Origin of the sequence: Litorimonas cladophorae, from assembly GCF_014652455.1 — a bacterium.
Taxonomy (GTDB): Bacteria; Pseudomonadota; Alphaproteobacteria; order Caulobacterales; family Maricaulaceae; genus Litorimonas; species Litorimonas cladophorae.
In genome coordinates, this window is record NZ_BMYV01000002.1 from 331325 (window position 1) to 349155 (window position 17831).

At 51.5% G+C, this 17831-nt stretch carries 18 protein-coding genes; 11 read left to right on the forward strand and 7 right to left on the reverse strand.

Going from position 1 to position 17831, the window contains the following annotated elements:
* Positions 1 to 20: 20 nt before the first annotated feature.
* Positions 21 to 1490: a sigma-54-dependent transcriptional regulator gene (locus IE073_RS09355; protein WP_189584750.1), complete on the reverse strand. Its 1470-nt coding sequence runs from the start codon at positions 1488 to 1490 to the stop codon at positions 21 to 23.
* 265 nt (positions 1491 to 1755) lie between these two features.
* Here IE073_RS09355 and IE073_RS09360 point away from each other — a divergent pair, with 265 nt between their 5' ends.
* Genes IE073_RS09360 through IE073_RS09375 form a run of 4 tightly spaced genes read left to right on the forward strand, consistent with a single transcriptional unit; the run spans position 1756 to position 4977 of the window.
* Entirely contained in the window at positions 1756 to 2055 is a 300-nt protein-coding gene (locus IE073_RS09360; RefSeq protein ID WP_189584753.1) for an aa3-type cytochrome c oxidase subunit IV, read from the forward strand.
* 54 nt (positions 2056 to 2109) lie between these two features.
* Positions 2110 to 3240: a Re/Si-specific NAD(P)(+) transhydrogenase subunit alpha gene (locus IE073_RS09365; RefSeq protein ID WP_373298706.1), complete on the forward strand. Its 1131-nt coding sequence runs from the start codon at positions 2110 to 2112 to the stop codon at positions 3238 to 3240.
* Positions 3237 to 3566 carry a proton-translocating transhydrogenase family protein gene (locus IE073_RS09370; protein WP_189584761.1) on the forward strand — a complete coding sequence of 110 codons (330 nt, stop codon included), beginning with the start codon at positions 3237 to 3239 and terminating at the stop codon, positions 3564 to 3566. The genes IE073_RS09365 and IE073_RS09370 overlap by 4 nt, the downstream gene beginning before the upstream one ends.
* Position 3567: 1 nt before the next feature.
* The gene (locus tag IE073_RS09375; RefSeq protein ID WP_233349964.1) at positions 3568 to 4977 is read left to right on the forward strand and encodes an NAD(P)(+) transhydrogenase (Re/Si-specific) subunit beta; all 1410 of its coding nucleotides are present in this window, start codon (positions 3568 to 3570) and stop codon (positions 4975 to 4977) included.
* Positions 4978 to 5075: 98 nt separating this feature from the next.
* Here the strand turns inward: IE073_RS09375 and IE073_RS09380 are convergent, their stop codons facing one another.
* The 4 genes from IE073_RS09380 to IE073_RS09395 all read right to left on the reverse strand — a co-directional run bounded on the left by IE073_RS09380 (position 5076) and on the right by IE073_RS09395 (position 8113).
* A complete protein-coding gene (locus IE073_RS09380) occupies positions 5076 to 5744 on the reverse strand; it encodes a glutathione S-transferase N-terminal domain-containing protein (protein WP_189584763.1) in 669 nt (222 codons plus the stop codon).
* A 52-nt stretch (positions 5745 to 5796) separates the two neighbouring features.
* A complete protein-coding gene (locus IE073_RS09385; RefSeq protein ID WP_189584767.1) occupies positions 5797 to 6867 on the reverse strand; it encodes a glutathione S-transferase family protein in 1071 nt (356 codons plus the stop codon).
* A gap of 72 nt (positions 6868 to 6939) precedes the next feature.
* A complete protein-coding gene (locus IE073_RS09390; RefSeq protein WP_189584770.1) occupies positions 6940 to 7368 on the reverse strand; it encodes a hypothetical protein in 429 nt (142 codons plus the stop codon).
* Positions 7369 to 7474: 106 nt separating this feature from the next.
* Complete coding sequence (locus IE073_RS09395; RefSeq protein WP_189584773.1) at positions 7475 to 8113, reverse strand: GGDEF domain-containing protein; 639 nt, start codon at positions 8111 to 8113, stop codon at positions 7475 to 7477.
* 150 nt (positions 8114 to 8263) lie between these two features.
* Here IE073_RS09395 and purE point away from each other — a divergent pair, with 150 nt between their 5' ends.
* From purE to IE073_RS09415, 4 genes are all read left to right on the forward strand, one after another.
* Positions 8264 to 8755, forward strand: a complete 492-nt coding sequence (purE, locus tag IE073_RS09400) for a 5-(carboxyamino)imidazole ribonucleotide mutase (protein WP_189586238.1) — start codon at positions 8264 to 8266, stop codon at positions 8753 to 8755.
* A complete protein-coding gene (locus tag IE073_RS09405) occupies positions 8752 to 9846 on the forward strand; it encodes a 5-(carboxyamino)imidazole ribonucleotide synthase (RefSeq protein ID WP_189584776.1) in 1095 nt (364 codons plus the stop codon). Before purE ends, IE073_RS09405 begins: the two co-directional genes overlap by 4 nt.
* Before the next feature lie 911 nt (positions 9847 to 10757).
* Entirely contained in the window at positions 10758 to 11306 is a 549-nt protein-coding gene (locus tag IE073_RS09410) for a hypothetical protein (RefSeq protein ID WP_189584779.1), read from the forward strand.
* 1 nt (position 11307) lies between these two features.
* Positions 11308 to 12363, forward strand: a complete 1056-nt coding sequence (locus IE073_RS09415; RefSeq protein ID WP_189584782.1) for a DUF262 domain-containing protein — start codon at positions 11308 to 11310, stop codon at positions 12361 to 12363.
* A gap of 270 nt (positions 12364 to 12633) precedes the next feature.
* Here IE073_RS09415 and IE073_RS09420 read toward each other — a convergent pair whose 3' ends face one another.
* A complete protein-coding gene (locus IE073_RS09420; RefSeq protein ID WP_189584785.1) occupies positions 12634 to 13479 on the reverse strand; it encodes a WecB/TagA/CpsF family glycosyltransferase in 846 nt (281 codons plus the stop codon).
* Positions 13480 to 13554: 75 nt separating this feature from the next.
* On the opposite strand from IE073_RS09420, the gene IE073_RS09425 reads away from it, so the two are divergent.
* A complete protein-coding gene (locus IE073_RS09425; protein ID WP_189584788.1) occupies positions 13555 to 15381 on the forward strand; it encodes an ABCB family ABC transporter ATP-binding protein/permease in 1827 nt (608 codons plus the stop codon).
* A 58-nt stretch (positions 15382 to 15439) separates the two neighbouring features.
* Here IE073_RS09425 and IE073_RS09430 read toward each other — a convergent pair whose 3' ends face one another.
* Complete coding sequence (locus IE073_RS09430) at positions 15440 to 16243, reverse strand: outer membrane beta-barrel protein (protein WP_189584790.1); 804 nt, start codon at positions 16241 to 16243, stop codon at positions 15440 to 15442.
* Between the two features lie 236 nt (positions 16244 to 16479).
* Here IE073_RS09430 and IE073_RS09435 point away from each other — a divergent pair, with 236 nt between their 5' ends.
* Complete coding sequence (locus IE073_RS09435) at positions 16480 to 17367, forward strand: SDR family oxidoreductase (RefSeq protein WP_189584792.1); 888 nt, start codon at positions 16480 to 16482, stop codon at positions 17365 to 17367.
* The gene (locus IE073_RS09440) at positions 17364 to 17786 is read left to right on the forward strand and encodes a DUF1330 domain-containing protein (protein ID WP_189584795.1); all 423 of its coding nucleotides are present in this window, start codon (positions 17364 to 17366) and stop codon (positions 17784 to 17786) included. Before IE073_RS09435 ends, IE073_RS09440 begins: the two co-directional genes overlap by 4 nt.
* Positions 17787 to 17831 lie beyond the last annotated feature (45 nt).

A 17831-nucleotide genomic window follows, 5' to 3' on the forward strand; every position in this document is an offset into this window, starting at 1 on the left:
GTCCCCACAACCTTCTAAAATTAAGCAGACCGAACGTCGTCGACGTCCAGCTCGTGTTCCCGGACTTTGCGATAAAGCGTAGACCGTCCGATGCCGAGGCGACGCGCGACTTCGGACATGTGACCAGAATAATTATTAATTGCGAAAGCGATGAGATCGCGCTCAATGTCGCCCAATGTGCGTAAGTGACCTTCACGGTCCATGACTGAAACCGCTGTTTCAGGCGTTGTCGGCTCTGCGCGTAATTCCGCAGGGACAAGACTTTCAATCGGGTTGGAATCTGCGGACGGCGCCTGCAATAGGCCCGGCATCAACCCCGAAATTTGTGGAAAATCTTGAGGGCGCAATTTGTGCCCATCAGATAAAATCATAGCGCGGAAAACTGTGTTCTCTAATTGGCGAACGTTTCCCTTCCACTCATGGGATTTCAATAATTCGAGCGTATCGGAGGTGACCCCTGAAACGTTTAAGCGCTCCTGAGCGTTAATGCGTTTGACGAAATGCTCGACAAGGGCGGGAATATCTTCCCGGCGATCGCGCAGCGGTGGAACCGCTATCGGAAAAACGTTGAGGCGATAATAAAGGTCTTCGCGGAAACGACCATCTTTGACGGCCATAGCGAGATCGCGGTTCGTTGCACTGATAATGCGCACATCAACAGGCACCGTCCGTTTGGAGCCAACCGGATCGACTTCGCCCTCTTGAAGGACGCGCAGCAATTTGACTTGCATTTCTAAGGGCAGCTCGCCGACCTCATCCAAAAACAATGTGCCTGTGTGGGCTTCTTGAAATTTACCTAAATGCTTCGAATTTGCGCCTGTGAAAGCGCCTTTTTCGTGACCGAATAAGATAGACTCGACAAGGTTCTCGGAAATCGCGCCGCAGTTTACGGTAATAAAGGGTTTATCGGAACGTTCTGACGCACTTTGAATGGCGCGCGCAATGACTTCTTTACCGACACCTGACTCGCCCGTGATCAGGATAGGAATATTGGCTTTTGCGCCGCGCTCGCCCATGGCGACAACCGAACGCATAGAAGAGGCATTGCCGATCAAGTCATCAAAGGATAGCCCGCCTTCCGTGGTTTTCTTCAGACGTTTAACTTCGCCGACAAGCGTTTTCATATCCAGCGCATTGCGGATCGAAACAATGATCCGTTCGGGTGCCGCCGGTTTGACAACGAAATCACGGGCGCCCGCCTTCATGGCTTTGACAACGGCGTCGATGGAGCCTTTCCCGGTCAGAACAATGACCGGGAGGTCTGGACGCTTTTGTGCGAGCTCCACGAGCGTTTCCATCCCGTCGCGACCCGGCATTACGAGGTCAAGCAGCATGACATGCACATTGTCTTGATCTGGGCCAAGAGCAATGTTCAACGCCGCGTCGCCGTCACCAGCTTGAAGGGTGGAGAATCCTGATTTTTCGACAACGGCCTGTAAAAGACGACGTTGCGTTGGATCATCATCGACGATCAAAACAGTCTTGCCCATAAAATTCACCCATTTGGCGGCGGTGGCGGTTGGTCCGTCACTCTCGCTTCCCAGAACATGACGCAGGGAGGTGAATTTCAGGTTTGAAACTATGGTGAAGAAAGAATGAATTGTTCTGGCGTCTTGAGCGCCTGTCTTGTAGGCATAATTTTGCGTTTTATAGCAAATAAGACGATTTCGTAGGTGGTCTACCACTTGTCTATACCGATTTACCGTGATAGCAGGCCGCCTTATTCAATTGACGAAGAATAAAGGCAGGCAGCACATGGCAGGCGGAACCTCAAACTACAATCGCGGCTCTATGGAAGTAGAGGCGCAATCCGGTACATTTTCTGGATTTATGGGTGGAACAAAATATGGCGGTGCAGCTATCGCCCTCATCGTTTTAATGCCGACACTTGTTTTTGCTGTGAACATGGCTTGGCCGCCTGCGTTGGTGGCTACCGTTATTTTTGGATTTATTCTGGGTGCCGCGATGAAATTCAAAGGCGCGTGGTATGTCGGTCTTGTTGGAGCCGCGATTTTCACGGCAATCGTTTCAGCCCTCATCTCGCTCATCGCTTAATTCCCACCTGTCTGATACGTTTTAAAAGGCTGATCCCACGTGAAAATCTCTGTTCTGAATGACGTTGCCTTACAGAAAAAAGGCGGCGCGGAGGCGCGTGTCGCTGCAACCCCGGAAACCGTTGCGGGTTATGTGAAAGACGGTCACGTCGTAACTGTTGCCAAAGGCGCGGGCGCGCGGGCTGACTATTCCGACGACCTCTATAAAGCAGCGGGCGCAAAGATCGCCACGACAAACCTGACGGCTGTTAAGGATGCTGACTTGGTTCTATCCGTCAACGGCGGGACCGAAAAACTCCTCGCTAGTCTGAAATCAGGCGCGGGCATCACGGGCGTCTTGTCTCCGACAGATAACCCAAAATATGCGGCGGCTTGTGCCAAAGCGGGTGTCACAGCCTATGCGCTGGACTATATCCCTCGCATCTCGCGCGCGCAGGCGATGGATGTTCTGTCCAGCCAATCTAACCTTTCGGGCTATCGTTCGGTCGTGGAAGCGGGTGGCATTTATGGCCGGGCTTTCCCGATGATGATGACCGCTGCGGGTACGATTGCGCCAGCGAAAGTCTTTATTATGGGCGTTGGTGTTGCGGGTCTTCAGGCCATTGCCACAGCTCGACGCTTGGGCGCTGTCACAACAGCAACAGATGTTCGCCCTGCCACGAAAGAACAAGTCGCGTCTCTGGGGGCAAAATTTATCGCCGTGGAGAATGAAGAATTTAAAGCTGCAGAAACAGCCGGTGGCTACGCGAAACAAATGAGCGCGGAATATCAAGCGCTGCAAGCCGAGTTAACGGCTAAACATATTGCTAAACAGGACATTGTTATCACGACGGCCCTCATCCCGGGTCGCGCGGCACCTGTGCTTGTGACGAAAGCTATGTTGGGTAACATGCGTCCGGGATCGGTTCTCATTGATCTTGCGGTCGAACGCGGCGGAAACGTCGAAGGTGCGAAGCCAGGCGAGATCGTGACGACGGACAATGGTGTTCACATTGTGGGTCACTTAAACTGGCCCTCACGTATGGCGGCAGATGCGTCCAACATGTTCGCACGCAATATCAAAAATTTTCTACCATTGGTCACAGCAGAGGACGGCGCATACGCCCCAGACTGGGACGACGAAATCATCAAAGGCTGCGCCCTGACAAAAGACGGCGAAGTTGTCCATGAAAGGCTGACATCATGACAGGCATGCTCATCATGGCGGGCGGCGCAGCTGTTTCGCCCCTCGTGTTTCAACTCGCGATTTTTATCATGGCGATTTTCGTCGGCTATTACGTCGTTTGGTCCGTCACACCTGCATTGCACACGCCTCTCATGGCCGTGACTAACGCTATTTCCTCGGTGATTATCGTTGGCGCGCTTGTGGCGGTTGCCGCGGGCTTGAAGGGCGGATCTGGAATTACAACATGGACTGGATTTGCCGCAGTCGCACTTTGTGCCGTGAACATTTTCGGTGGTTTCCTTGTGACGCAGCGTATGCTCGCGATGTATAAGAAGAAGGCGAAGTAAAATGTCTTTTGTCACCCCTGATATGGCGGCTGTCCTCTATACGGTTTCTGCTGTTCTCTTTATTCTCGCGCTACGCGGCTTGTCCTCTCCAGAGACCTCCCGCCGTGGTAATACATTTGGCATGATTGGTATTGCGATCGCGATTGCCACGACCTTGTTTGTGTCCAATCTGGGCGGAACGGGCTTGTTGCTCGCGGCTGGCGGATTGGCAATTGGCGGCGCGATTGGCGCATTTATCGCCAAGAAAATCCCAATGACCGATATGCCGCAACTCGTGGCGGCCTTTCACTCTTTGGTTGGCCTTGCGGCGGTTCTCGTGGCGGTTGGTGCTTTCTTCAGCCCTGGCGACTTCGGTATCCTGTCTGAAGGCCGCATTAAGCCAGGGTCGCTTCTCGAACTTGGTTTGGGCGCAGCGATTGGTGCGATCACATTCTCTGGCTCGGTTATCGCTTTTGCGAAATTGAACGGAAATATGAGCGGTTCTCCGATCCTTCTGCCTGCACGTCACTTGATTAACTTGGCCTTGGGTCTCGGCATTGCTGTCCTTATTGGTATGTTGATGAAATCTGGCGGGACTGAACCTTGGATCATGTGGGCTTTGCTGGCTGCGACCTTCCTTATCGGTTTCCTCTTGATCGTCCCAATTGGCGGTGCAGACATGCCGGTTGTTGTATCCATGCTGAACTCTTACTCAGGTTGGGCCGCTGCGGCTTTGGGCTTCACGCTGGGTAACTTGGCTTTGATTATTACGGGCGCATTGGTTGGCTCGTCGGGGGCAATCCTCTCTTACATTATGTGTAAAGCGATGAACCGTAGCTTTATCTCCGTCATTCTTGGTGGCTTTGGCGCGGACGCTGCGGCCGCCGACACAGGCAATAAAGAGCAACGTCCCATCAAACGCGGCTCTGCTGCCGATGCGGCCTTTATTATGAAAAACGCTTCCAAAGTCATCATCGTGCCAGGTTACGGCTTGGCTGTGGCGCAGGCTCAACACGCGACCCGCGAAATGGCTGACGCGCTCAAAGAAGAAGGTGTCGAAGTTGTATATGCGATCCATCCCGTTGCGGGCCGTATGCCGGGGCATATGAACGTCTTGCTTGCCGAAGCGAATGTTCCTTATGACGAAGTCTTTGAGCTGGAAGATATCAACTCCGAATTTTCAAACGCTGATGTCGCCTTTGTAATTGGTGCGAATGATGTGACCAACCCAGCGGCCAAGACCGATCCGACGAGTCCAATTGCGGGCATGCCGATTTTGGATGTTGAGAAGGCGAACACAGTTCTCTTCGTCAAGCGTTCGCTGTCTCCGGGTTACGCTGGGATCGACAATGATCTGTTCTACCGCGACAACACAATGATGTTGCTCTCCGACGCCAAGAAAATGGTCGAAGAAATCATCAAGGCGCTCTAGCGCTGCTTCTCGCTATTTAACTATTTTAAGGCCGCAAATTTCAGAATTTGCGGCCTTTTTTATAGCCAAAAAAATCGATTAAGCCGAAGTCGCGCAGGCTACTCCTCTTCGTCCCGCACTTCGTCTTCAACAAAATAGAGTCGCGGGGTCATGTTCTGTCTTGATAGCGCGAGCAGAACGGATTCGTCTTTTTCCATCATCTGCTGATGTGCCAAGAGATTCGGGTAATCCTCCAATTCCATAGGTGTTGTCTCTACCCAACGTCCAATGATGTAGAGATAAGCATCTGCATAAGATTTTTGGCTGAGGAGCCACGGGCCTTTGGTCTCAGTAATTTTTGCATTTAGTTGCTCGAAATATTTATCTAAACGCCAATATGTTTTGTGTCGGGCCGCTTTTTCGGTCTTGGGCGCGTTTGCAAACAGGTTCGGATGGAAGTGGACTTTGAAAGCCGCGTGGACTTCCGAGCTGAGGAAGGCGAGGGCTTCGGCCTCCTTGCGACCCAGTTTTTTATCCCGCGTATAGGCCTCATGGGCAGCGCCACTGTGGGCCGCACCAATATAAGTCAGTATGGCGACAGTCTCCGTCAGCACGTCACCATCCTCGAAGACAAGCGCTGGAACTTGGCCCTTCGGATTGACGGCAAGATAGGCCTCTTCTCTCAGTTCGCTTCGCTCCAGACAGATAACCTCAATCGGCGCGTCTTCCCATGCAATGGCGATATTGGCGGCGAGGGCGCATGTGCCCTTCATCGTATAGAGTTTCATTGTCTGACTTTCCGATTGTAGACCAAAGAATTCACCGACCTAACAGTCTGGTTTAGGCGAGGCCCAACTTGTAATTATGACGACTTAACCGCTTTGCCACGACGAAATCTTTTATCAACTGGCCTTGGGTTCCATCCAATATTTTATCCGCGGCTGTTTTTTGTTCCGAATTCAGTTGGGCATATTCATCCAATGCCGCTTGAAGTCGAAATAGCGAGAAGGGTCGAGCGAGGGTCTGCCCTGTTACGCCCTCAACAGTAAATGGAACCATGCCGAGGGCGCGAGGTAAGTCCGTACCCTCAAATTTTGCCAGCCGTTCATTTATGGCCTGCAGGACCGGCAAATGCTCCGTATTGTGTCGCGCCAGAAGCGGCCAAAGCGTTTCTGGAACCACATGATTTTCCAGACGTGCGCCATCGCCATAATCGCCATCGCGAAGACGTTCGACCCAGCGAGCCACATTCGGTGCATGGTGCCGCATAATATCGCCGCTGACCGGGTCGCGGTAAAGATGCGCATAAAGGGGTCCGTAAAGCGCGAAATCGGCGAGACTGGGTTGCCCGCCAAACAGGAAGTCATGCTCGTCAAAATGGGCGGACAGATCGGTCAGAAAGGTGAGGTAACTCGCCTCTATAGCTGGTGCCGTTTCGTTGGTGATGCCCAGCATAGGAACCATGCCTTTGAACATCGCACCGCGCTTCGTACCGATTTCAATCTGAGTGTTTCGATCCGCCTCTGGCGCAGCCAATTTTCCGAATTCCTCCAGCACCCACGCTTCGTTGTAGGTCCAACGATAATGCATTGCGGGCAAGGTCAGCCATTGATCAGCAAATGTGTGTAGAAGTTCGGTGATAAAGCGCTGAACTGGACCCGCCGGATAAACCGATGTGCCAGTCTCGTTCGCCTCAATATAGCTGATGATGTCACCCGTATCTTGGACAAACGCCTTATTGGGTGTTTGTAGGACAGGTATGACGGGCCATCCGATATTGGGTAGCAGGACCGTTTTCATGATCTCAGTGGAGGGTGAAATTTCGTTGAAATCTACGCCTTTCCATCGAAGATAGGCGCGCGCCTTCCCAGAAAATAGGCTCACGGGTGCAGCGTATAAAGTGTAGGTCATGCGGCAGGGAGTGCCGCATGAGATGTTGAGTATCAAGAGCCGACTAAGTTGTCGTCGGTCACAGAAAAACGATTAGCCAATAGCGAATGGCATCTCGAGCGCGGTATAGGTGTGATCTCTATCCGGCATCGGTCCTGTTCCGATATTAAACTCAAGCGTCAGCGTTTGTACGAGGCGCTGGGTGAAGGGTACACCTATCTCCATCAGATCTGCCTCACTTCGGATATAACGCGTTTCAGCGCTGGTATTGACGTTTCGGACAACGGGTTCGGTCACGTCGCTTCTGTAAGTGACGGTGAACCAATCGCCATTCACGGCGCGGGTTTCTTCGGCAGCCCTCTCCAAGGCAATATTATACCCTTCATCTGAAGCGGTCGGGTTTTCAATCTGAACTGCGATTGTCGCAGTGGGTAAAGGGGCTGCCTCACTGGCGCTATGCGTCACGGTGGGAACAAGCGTAGCCGCTGTTAAGACTGCGGCTGTTAGAATAAACTTATGCATAATCTTACCTCCTGTTAGATAGACAACGTCTGTCTAACCCGCAGGTTCCGAGTCAATTAAGGTAAGATTAAGGCCGTTTTCTTTATGGGTAGGGGCGACTTCGCGTCTAGCTACGCGCGCGTTTCGCCATATACATCGCACGATCAGCACGGGCCAGGACTTGTTCGACCGTGTCGCCAGGTTCGCAAGGCGCGACACCCCACGCGGCGCTGACGCTAATGTCGCCAGTTGGCATGTGGACCTTTTGTTCGGCAATACGACAGGACAAAGCATGGGCTTTGGCTCTGGCGACTTTGACATCGGTTTTGAACAATAGGATGCCAAATTCGTCGCCGCCCAAACGCGCAACCATGTCGCAATCGCGGACACCGCTCTGGAGCACGCCTCCGATCTTTTTGAGCAAATCGTCCCCAACGCCGTGGCCAAAGCGGTCATTGATGGATTTGAACCCGTTTAGGTCGAAGAATAATACAGTCGAAAGCATGTCATAGCGCGCCATGACCGTTTGCGCGCGCGAGATTTCGCGCAGGAACGCACGTCGATTATAGACCGGTACAAGCGGATCCGTATCCGCGGCATGTTCCAATTCCAAAATCCGCAATCTTAACCGCGCGACTTCGCCGGAGAGGGACTCATTGGCCTCAACTAAGGCGGCGTCAGCATCCCCACTCCGCTGGTGAAGGGGCGTCGCGGCATCTTGCATAACCCGTGTCAGGCGGACAGAACTCATGGATTGCGTACTCATTGGATAGAATTTTTCATTTTCTCCCCAATCTTAACCCGCGTGATGTTAAGATTTCGCCAATGGGCATTTGACGCACGCAGTGGCGTGGGTAGAGTGACGCGCTTCCAATGGGGTGGCCCCAGCAGATGGGCCAAGGACGGGGAGTCGATGATGACCGCACCAAAGATCGCAATTATTATGGGTTCGACCAGTGACTGGCCGACCATGCAGCATGCTGCTGACGTCTTGGACGCGCTGGATGTGGCCTATGACGCGACGGTGATTTCCGCCCATCGCACGCCCGACCGATTGGTCGAATTTTCCAAAGGCGCAGAGGCGGCGGGCTTTCACGTTGTTATTGCGGGCGCAGGCGGCGCGGCGCATTTGCCGGGCATGTGTGCCGCAATGACCCAGCTCCCAGTTTTAGGCGTCCCTGTCGAGAGCGCAGCGCTTTCGGGCATGGATAGCTTGCTCTCGATTGCGCAAATGCCGGGCGGCATTCCTGTCGGCACTTTGGCGATTGGGAAAGCGGGCGCGAAGAACGCAGGCCTGATGGCAGCCGCGATTTTGGCGCTGAACGATCCCGATTTGGCAGAGCGCCTGCGCGCGTGGCGCGCTGCCCAGACCGATTCCGTCGGAACCGATCCGCGAGGGACAAAATGAACGCCGAGTCTCCGCGTGGCGCACAAACGGTGTTAGCCCCCGGCGCAACGCTTGGTATTTTGGGCGGCGGACAATTGGGCCGCATGTTGGCGGTTGCCGCCTCGCGCCTGGGTCTACACGTCCATATTTATTCGCCCAGCTCAGATTGCCCGGCCGCCTCTGTAGCGGAAACGCTGAGCATTGGTGCCTTTGACGATGTCGAAGCCATTATTGATTTCGCCAAAACCTGTGACGCGGTCACCTATGAGTTTGAAAACGTCCCCGCCATGTCGGCTAAAGGCGCGGCCTCTGTCAGCCCGCTGCGGCCCGGTGCGCGCGCGCTGGATGTCAGCCAAGACCGTCTGGTCGAGAAATCCTTCCTCCGCGCCCAAGTCGGCGTAGATGTGGCGGGTTTCGAAGACGTGGGCAGCGTCTATGATCTCAAACGCGCCGTGAAACGTTTAGGCTTGCCCTGTGTGTTGAAAACACGCCGACTGGGCTATGACGGCAAGGGCCAAGTCATTATTCGCGCGGCAGAAGAGATAGACGCGGCGTGGAACACGCTCGCCCCTGCGCCTTGTATTCTTGAGGCCTTCATCCCCTTTGCGCGCGAAGTCTCTGTCGTCGCCGCGCGTGGTTTGGACGGTCAGATCAAAGCCTATCCGCTGACGGAAAATGTGCACCTTAATCACATCCTTCATACCAGCACCGCGCCCGCCGCCCAAGATGATGGAAGCGCCGCCAAGATCGCCGCGCAAATTCTGGAACATCTGGATTATGTCGGCGTCATGGGCGTTGAGTTTTTCCAAATGCCAGACGGCCGCCTGATCGTGAATGAGATTGCCCCCCGCGTGCATAATTCGGGACATTGGACCCAAGATGGCGGCTGTACCGATCAATTCGAACAACATGTCCGCGCCGTTGCGGGTTGGCCCTTGGGCGATGCCACGCCGAGCCGCCGGGTCGTTATGACCAATTTAATTGGCGATGATGTCAACGCTTGGGCCACACTCGCCGCCGAACCCGGAACCCGCATCCACCTCTACGGGAAAAGCGATATCCGAAAAGGCCGAAAAATGGGACATGTGAATCGGGTCATCGACGAGGTCTAGTTGATCCATCCAGAATCATAGAGAGGATCAATAGATAGGGTCTGCCGCGAAGCCGTTGAATTGGCCCTGAGGCCAAATCAACTGAGCGGCGATGCGACCATGTTTAAGACATAGAGCATTGTTCACCGCCCATCGAGGGGTCAGCTCTGCCGTTGTTACCCGACACGCGGGTTGGGTTGGCGGGCGGCAACCCGCAGATCAAGGGCAAAGCCCTTGTAAAAAAGGACAGCCCGCGCAGCGGCAACCGCGATGGCTGCCAGAATTTAATACTAATGTTTACGCAATTGACACTGCGCGGCGGTGTTTCTCGAATAACGGCCTCACTTGATTGCCCCCGTTCCAGAGGGTCAGGCACGCGCTACTCGGCCCCTCAACACGCGCAGTCACGCACACATCAATAAGCACACCGTCCTCACAACAGCAGGTGACGTCCTACCTGTCCCAATGTGAGGAACGAGTTTAAACATAGGCGTAAATGGAGGGGCGGGGAGCGTGTTTTTGAAACTGTGGTTTTATGGGAACTACAGATGTTTTTAAACGAGGAGAGAGTTTTTCATGGTCGAGTTTCAAGGGACCTTATTCTAAATGATACACAAAGTGATCAGTATACGGATAATCTGTAATATCTACCTGTGGCTTTACATTTAAAAAAGCTATTAATTTCTAGTTGACTTGCTATGTGGTTCGAATGGCGACGTGGACCAAATCTCAAGTTGAACGAAATTGTATGGAGTGTGGGGCAACCCATACAGTAACTCAATTTAACCTACCCGTGCGAGAAAGAGGCAGCTTTAACTGTTTGGTCTGTGGAAAGATCGCATTTCGATGGAACGGGGGTGTAGACTACTCTGACTGGAAGCTTAGAAGTGAGTGAGCTGTTAGGTGTCTTCAAAAGAGACCTAAGATCCGAGATGCCTAGTGAAGACATCTGTGACACACACATTTTTAATTCCAAAGTCTGGTTGTTGGAACAACGTTTTGGAGAACATTGCTTCGACAAATACGACGAACTGAAGAGATTTTTTGGAAGAAGTTTGAAAACCGACCCCAATGAAATAGCTATTGTTGGAAGTTCAAAAACCGGGTTCTCACTAACGCCTGATAAAAACTATCGTAAGTTCGACAACGAAAAATCTGATATTGACTTAGTTGTAGTCTCCCAAAAACTATTTGACGTATTTTGGGAAATCTTACTCCAAGACTACCACGCAGAGGGAAAACACGTCAGTAATCAGCACATGACCAATGTATTCCGAAAGTTTGTGTCATTCAAACCATTTAATTCAAAGCACCTTTCGAAAGACATAAAAGTTTGGAATGAAGAGCTGGGTGGAATTCAAAGTGAATTTTTTACTCACTTTTCCATATCAAACAGCGTAAATTATAGAATTTATCAAAGTTGGGCCGCCGTAAAGTTATATCACACCAAGGGGATAACTGACTTGAGGAAGGACATTTAAAATGATTTTAAACAATGAGCTTCAACCGGAACGTATGACTATTTCGGCTATTTCAGCAAAATTTTCTGATGGTGAAATTTTCGTTGATGATGATTATCAACGAAGAAGCGTTTGGGTTGAAAAAAATAAAATTCGACTATTGGAAAGTGTGTTGACCGGTTACCCAATGCCGGAAGTCTACTTTTGGCAAGGTGAGCCGGAACCTACAACCGGAAAAATTACATTGAGCATAGTCGATGGCCAGCAACGTATCAGAGCAATTACTGAGTACATTACCAATGAATTCAAGCTAACCAAATCCGCGTTGGACAGGCAAAATCAAAGTGAAGAGTTTGTTGGAAAACTATTTTCTGACTTGAAATCTGAGGATAAGAATAAAATATGGAACTACCGCTTAAACGTTAGAGTTATTCCTTACACCGTCACAAGAGACGAAATAATTCGCCTCTTTTTGCGCCTTAATGAGACAGATAAGTCTCTGAATCCTCAAGAATTAAGAAACGCAAAATTCAACGGAAAGTTCATTCAAGCTGCAATCGCTGTAGCAGACAATGATTTTTGGAAAAAATGGTCGGTATTTACTCCCGCAATAATTAGACGAATGACAGACGTAACCATATGCAGTCAATTCTTGGCCTTCTTCAGAGTGGGCCTTCAAGGAGAAATTACCCAAAAAGCAATCAATGGACTATATGATCAGTTTAATGACAAATATTCGCAAAAGAACTCCGACATTGAAAAATGCAACAATACACTAGAATTTATAGATAAGATATTTTCTACGAATGATGATATTGTAAAATTTTTTAAATCGCAAGTTCACTTCTATCCGTTGTTCATCGGGTCTTACATATTCTTAGAAAAAAGCAGACCTATCGATATAAGTGCTCTAAGTGCAAATTTGGTGAAATTTGCAAAACTTTATAGAGAAAGAGGTTCACTTTCTTCAAACACAATCAATGAGTACTGGGGTGCGTCTAACGAAGGTACATCCCGAAGGTCGAATAGAGAAATTAGAGTGAATACTATTCTAAATGTTCTTGAAAATGGCACTTAATATGCCCCAAGGTTTGTAGAAACTTTTTAGATTGAAGCTGTTTAGCCCATCGCTGCAAACAGCGCAAAATATGGGGCAGGCCAACAAAAATTTTGCTTACCTTTTTTGTTTTTATTAGCCGATGGCCTCGCAGTATTTCAAACTTTGATGTTCGGTAGCCTTCTTTTCCTGATTTCGATGAGTGGCTTTAACCAGCCCAGTGAAATACACTGAGCTAACGTCTACTTCGGAGGTATTTGTGCAATGTTATAAGAGAATTTCAAGTTCCCCCTATCCCCGCGCTAGGCTCCACTTCGCCCAGAGCCAGAAAATCTTTGGGCCTTCAATTAAATACCGCTTCCATAACCGCTTGGGTTCGCTGGCGAGGCGGTAGAGCCATTCCATTCTGATCTTTTGCATCCATTTCGGCGCGCGTTTTGTGCGCCCCGAGAGGAAGTCGAGCGACGCCCCCACACAGAGGCCCAGGCCCACGCAATCCCCGCGATCCAAGCAGGCTTTGGCGATCATTTCCTGTTGCGGGCTACCCACGCAAATAAACACATAGCGCGCAGGATTTGCCGCGATAAATTCGGCTGTTTTGGCGACTTCATCGGGTTTATGGCGCAGGCCAAAGGGCGGCTCGTAATGATTGATCTTATCAAAACCATAGAGCTTTTTGATCGTGGCAATGATCTCTGCGTCTGCGCCAATGACGGTGATGGTATCGTCGCGCGTGATAACATTATCAAATAGCTGCTGCGTAAGGTCAGACCCCGGGACAGCTTTGAGGGGAATGCCTGAGAATTTAGCGAGGAGTTCCAAAATCCGCGAGTCGCAGACGGACAGCCAGCTGGCTTCGTAAAGCGGGTTAAACACCTCGGGCTCTTTGGCGACGCGCACCAGATGGTCGACATTGGGCGTAACGATAAAGCGGAAGCCGTGATCCATCGTCATCCATTTGGCGCGGGCCAAGGTCTGCATGGGGGTGAGGGGATCAAAGGTCGCGCCGATGAACTCATAACTGCGCATATTCACGCGCCAATCGGTTTGTCCGGGGCGGCTGCTCTCGCGGCGATCTTCACCGCGCGGTACCGCCGGTACGATATGTTTGTCGACTTGATTCACTGTTCGGCCCATTTGTCCCACCTCATAATGGGGATGGTCTAACACCGTGTGGTTGACATCGGGTTTACAGGGTCCACATGAACACACATGCCGCCAGATCACACAGCCCACCCTTCCGACGACACTGCTGAGCGCGGAATCTTTAAGCAGCTTTTGGGCTTGGGGCGGCTGAAACCCTATCTCTGGCCCGCGGGGAATGTGGGATTTAAAGTCCGTTCGATTATTGCGTTGATCCTGACGGTGACGGGGCAATTCGTGATTGTGGGCGCGCCGTTCATGCTAGGACGTGCGATTGACGCGACGGATGTGGCAAAAGCCAGTGCGGCTGAGCAAGTGACCTTTATGATCGTTGTTATGGCGCTCGGCTATGGCGGTCTGCGGCTTTTATCGATCTTGTTCTCGGAAGGCCGCGAGTATATTTTTGCGCCTGTTGCGCAATCCGCCCAACGCGCTGTGGCCACCGCAACTTTTGCGCATATGCACAAACTCTCGCTGCGTTATCATCTGGAAAAACGCACTGGTAAATTGAACCGCATTATCGAACGCGGCGTGAAATCGATTGATTTCCTCTTTCGTTTTTTGCTGTTCAATATTGGTCCGACTTTTTTGAAACTCGGCGTCGTCGGCGTTGCTTTTGCGACTGTTTATGATTGGCGTTTCGCAGCCATCGCGGTTGTGATTGTGATCTCCTATGTGGCTTTCACAATCATTACGACAGAGTGGCGGCTAAAATTCCGCCGCGAGATGAACCGCCAGGATAATGAGGCCGCTGCCAAAGCTGTTGATAGTTTGCTAAACTATGAGACGGTGAAATATTTCTCCGCAGAACGGTTTGAAACGGACCGCTACGATGTGGCCATGGGCGGATATATGCGCGCCGCCATTCGCTCTCGCACGTCGCTCTCGACGGTGAATATCGGACAAGGTTTATTGATGAACCTCGGCTTAGTGGCCGTAATGTTGTTGGCCGCAGATGGCATTTTAGGCGGCTCTGAGATGAGCATTGGCGATATTACCACAATTACTTTTGTTATGCTGGATCTCTATCGCCCGCTTAACATTCTCGGTTTTGCCTATCGCGAGATTAAACAGGCGCTGACGGATTTAGAGAACATGTTCGCGCTGATGGATCGACGCCCCGAGATTGAAGATCGCCCCAACGCAGTCGATATTGCGGATGTCGAAGGCCGTGTCACTTTTGAAGATGTGCATTTCCACTACGACCCAGACCGCGAAATCCTGAAGGGTATCGATTTCACAATCGAGCCTGGGCAGACCGTCGCGATTGTCGGTCCCACAGGGGCAGGGAAATCAACGCTTTCGCGTATCCTGTTCCGCTTTTACGATATTGCGTCGGGAACTGTGCGCATTGACGGGCAAGATTTGCAGTCACTGACACAATCGAGTGTGCGCCGCGTCTTGGGTATCGTTCCGCAAGATACGGTCCTGTTCAATGATACGATCGGCTATAATATCGGCTATGCAAAACCTGGTGCTACGCAGGACGAGATTGAGCAAGCCGCACGGGATGCGCAGGTCCATGACTTCATCGAAACGCTGCCCAAGGGCTATGACACCATCGTCGGTGAGCGGGGGTTGAAGCTGTCAGGCGGGGAGAAGCAACGCGTCGCGATTGCGCGGACGCTGCTAAAAAATCCGTCAATCTTGATTTTGGATGAGGCGACCTCTGCGCTGGATTCCGCGACAGAGCGTGACATTCAGGCCGCGTTGGACCGGATCGCAACGGACCGCACGACGCTGGTGATTGCCCATCGTTTGTCGACAATTATAAATGCGGATCAGATTTTGGTGATGGAAGATGGCCGTATCCGCGAGCGCGGCACGCATGATGAGCTTCTCTCGCAAGATGGCCTCTATGCGCATCTTTGGACACAACAAGAACAAGACGCTTAAACGAAAACACCCTCCGAAAGCGGAGGGTGTGAAAGACTTCAGGCAGATTAGTGTTGTCTTAGAACTTCCGCGAAACCGCCAAAGAAACCGCATCGGAATTCGGGCCATCATAGTCATAAACTGTATAGTCTAGACGAACCGCCGTGCGCGGGTTCAGCGCGTATTCGAGGCCTGTGCCGTAGGCGACGCCATTTGTCGAATATTCCCGATCGAGAATAACGGCCGATGCGGATGAAACTTTCTCATCTAATTCGGTCTGATGATAGCCAACACGACCATAACCGCTGAATTTGTTAAAGAGGGGCAGGCGAAGGACGCCAAAGGCGGCAAGTGAGTTTTCAACGCTAATCGTTTGTCTGAAAGGTGCCCCTCCCACAGTTAAATCTGAAGAATCTTTGGATAGCCCAAATGACCCTTCGACCTCGGCCCCGAGATATTTGTTAGCCTGATAACCAAAGCGGCTCTGAACGCCGTAGAGGTCTTCGCCCGCTTCATAATTTACAACACCAACGGTGCCATATGTATGCGGTTTGAAAGGGACGGGTCCGCCACGTAATCCATGCGGTGCGGCACCATAGGAAGACGGCACGTAATTCGCGTGTTGCCCTGTGGCGTGATGCCCGCGTTGTCCCTGATGCCCAGGCTTTTCTTGATGTCCGCGAACTGATGTTCCGTATGTGTGTGCGTCTGGTGTGACGGGGTACTGAGATTTTGCAGCGGGTGCACCGAAATAGTGAGGCATTTGCTGACGTTGAAGGTCAGCATATTCATCCGCGAAAAAGTCACCCGTCCCAGCCATTGAACAGCCGGTCAATGCCGTCCCGAGGATCAGAAGAGGTAAATATTTAGCCGTAGAGCGCATAAGACTGTTCCCAAGTTCAAGACAGGTTCAAAAGTTAGTCAAACCTGATTTCCCAATGCGTAACAGCCTATGTTTAATATCGGGTAAGCTGGCGCTTAACCTTTTGTCAAAACCTTCGCTCAGTTTGACGGGCGCGTCTGCCCACCATGCAAGATCGGGCAGGCCGCCGTGCAATCGCATGGCTTGCCCCAATAATCTTGGCGGCCTAAGTCGGAGCCAGAAAATTAGGAGATATCATGGGACTGAACGGTAAGACGATCTTTATGTCAGGCGGCTCTCGCGGGATTGGCTTGGCAATGGCCAAACGCTGCGCGCGCGATGGAGCTAACATCGTTATCGCGGCTAAGACCGATACGCCACATCCGAAATTGGCTGGTACCATCCACACGGCGGCAGCGGAGATTGAAGCGGCGGGCGGAAACGCTTTAGGCGTCGTCTGTGACATCCGTGACGAAGCCGCGGTCAAAGCGGCCGTTGATAAGGCCGTTGCCCGTTTCGGCGGCATCGATATCTGCATCAATAACGCCTCGGCGATTTCCCTCACACCCACGTTGATCACACCGATGAAACGCTATGACCTGATGAATGGTGTGAATGCGCGGGGGACTTTCCTCGTAAGTCAAACTTGCCTACCGCATCTGCTGAAAAGCGAAAATCCCCATATCATGAACATCGCGCCACCGTTGGATATGAACCCGAAATGGTTCAAAAATCATACAGCTTACACGATGGCGAAATATGGTATGTCCATGTGCACTTTGGGTATGGCGGAAGAGTTCCGTGGCAAAGTCGCCGTCAATTCGCTGTGGCCCATGACCTCTATTGATACGGCCGCCGTTCGAAATGTACTGGGCGGTGACGCTATGGCGAAAATGAGCCGCACACCAGAGATCATGGCCGATGCAGCCTACGCCGTTTTGAACCAAGATGCGAAGACCTTTACAGGGCAGTTCGTGATTGATGAATTTATCTTGGCTGAAAATGGCGAGACGGATTTCGCCAAATACCAACATCCCGATCATGATGGCCCATTGGTCGCAGATTTCTTTGTGCCACAAGAGATGTTGGCGCGTTCGAAATCAGACATCATTCAAGCCCCAGGTTATGAGGACGCGAAAGCATGAGCGAAAATGCCATCGATCCGCTGCCGGAGCAGGTGAAAGCTTTTCTGGCTAAACACCCAGATGGCGAACCTGTTTACATGCTCAACCTGCTAAAGTTCAAAGCCCGCGCGACCTATCATGATGATGAAGATATCTCGGGGGCCGAAGCGTATGGTCGATATGGGGAGGCGTTCGCCAAATTGGTGGCGTCCAAAAATATCGATGGTGCCCATTCCGTATTTGGTGGAAAAATGGGGGCCTGGCTGATTGGTCAGGGTGAGGGCGAATGGGATGCGGTCGCGATTTTCCGCTATCCCGATGCCAAGACGATGTTCGCAACCGTCAGTTCAGAAGATTACCGAAAAATCCATAAGCACCGTAAGGCCGGCTTAGAGGGCCAGCTTTTAATTGCCTGTGACAACGGCAATGTCTTTGATTAGTCCCGTATAAATTTTAACAATGACCCCAAAATAAGAAGAGACACA

Bases quoted from the DNA above. Each gene is read 5' to 3' on its own strand.
- IE073_RS09355 (WP_189584750.1), bottom strand. From the start codon at position 1,490: ATGGGCAAGACTGTTTTGATCGTCGATGATGATCCAACGCAACGTCGT.
- IE073_RS09360 (WP_189584753.1), top strand. From the start codon at position 1,756: ATGGCAGGCGGAACCTCAAACTACAATCGCGGCTCTATGGAAGTAGAG.
- IE073_RS09370 (WP_189584761.1), top strand. From the start codon at position 3,237: ATGACAGGCATGCTCATCATGGCGGGCGGCGCAGCTGTTTCGCCCCTC.
- IE073_RS09375 (WP_233349964.1), top strand. From the start codon at position 3,568: ATGTCTTTTGTCACCCCTGATATGGCGGCTGTCCTCTATACGGTTTCT.
- IE073_RS09380 (WP_189584763.1), bottom strand. From the start codon at position 5,744: ATGAAACTCTATACGATGAAGGGCACATGCGCCCTCGCCGCCAATATC.
- IE073_RS09385 (WP_189584767.1), bottom strand. From the start codon at position 6,867: ATGACCTACACTTTATACGCTGCACCCGTGAGCCTATTTTCTGGGAAG.
- IE073_RS09390 (WP_189584770.1), bottom strand. From the start codon at position 7,368: ATGCATAAGTTTATTCTAACAGCCGCAGTCTTAACAGCGGCTACGCTT.
- IE073_RS09395 (WP_189584773.1), bottom strand. From the start codon at position 8,113: ATGAGTACGCAATCCATGAGTTCTGTCCGCCTGACACGGGTTATGCAA.
- purE (WP_189586238.1), top strand. From the start codon at position 8,264: ATGACCGCACCAAAGATCGCAATTATTATGGGTTCGACCAGTGACTGG.
- IE073_RS09405 (WP_189584776.1), top strand. From the start codon at position 8,752: ATGAACGCCGAGTCTCCGCGTGGCGCACAAACGGTGTTAGCCCCCGGC.
- IE073_RS09410 (WP_189584779.1), top strand. From the start codon at position 10,758: ATGCCTAGTGAAGACATCTGTGACACACACATTTTTAATTCCAAAGTC.
- IE073_RS09415 (WP_189584782.1), top strand. From the start codon at position 11,308: ATGATTTTAAACAATGAGCTTCAACCGGAACGTATGACTATTTCGGCT.
- IE073_RS09420 (WP_189584785.1), bottom strand. From the start codon at position 13,479: ATGGGCCGAACAGTGAATCAAGTCGACAAACATATCGTACCGGCGGTA.
- IE073_RS09425 (WP_189584788.1), top strand. From the start codon at position 13,555: ATGCCGCCAGATCACACAGCCCACCCTTCCGACGACACTGCTGAGCGC.
- IE073_RS09430 (WP_189584790.1), bottom strand. From the start codon at position 16,243: ATGCGCTCTACGGCTAAATATTTACCTCTTCTGATCCTCGGGACGGCA.
- IE073_RS09435 (WP_189584792.1), top strand. From the start codon at position 16,480: ATGGGACTGAACGGTAAGACGATCTTTATGTCAGGCGGCTCTCGCGGG.
- IE073_RS09440 (WP_189584795.1), top strand. From the start codon at position 17,364: ATGAGCGAAAATGCCATCGATCCGCTGCCGGAGCAGGTGAAAGCTTTT.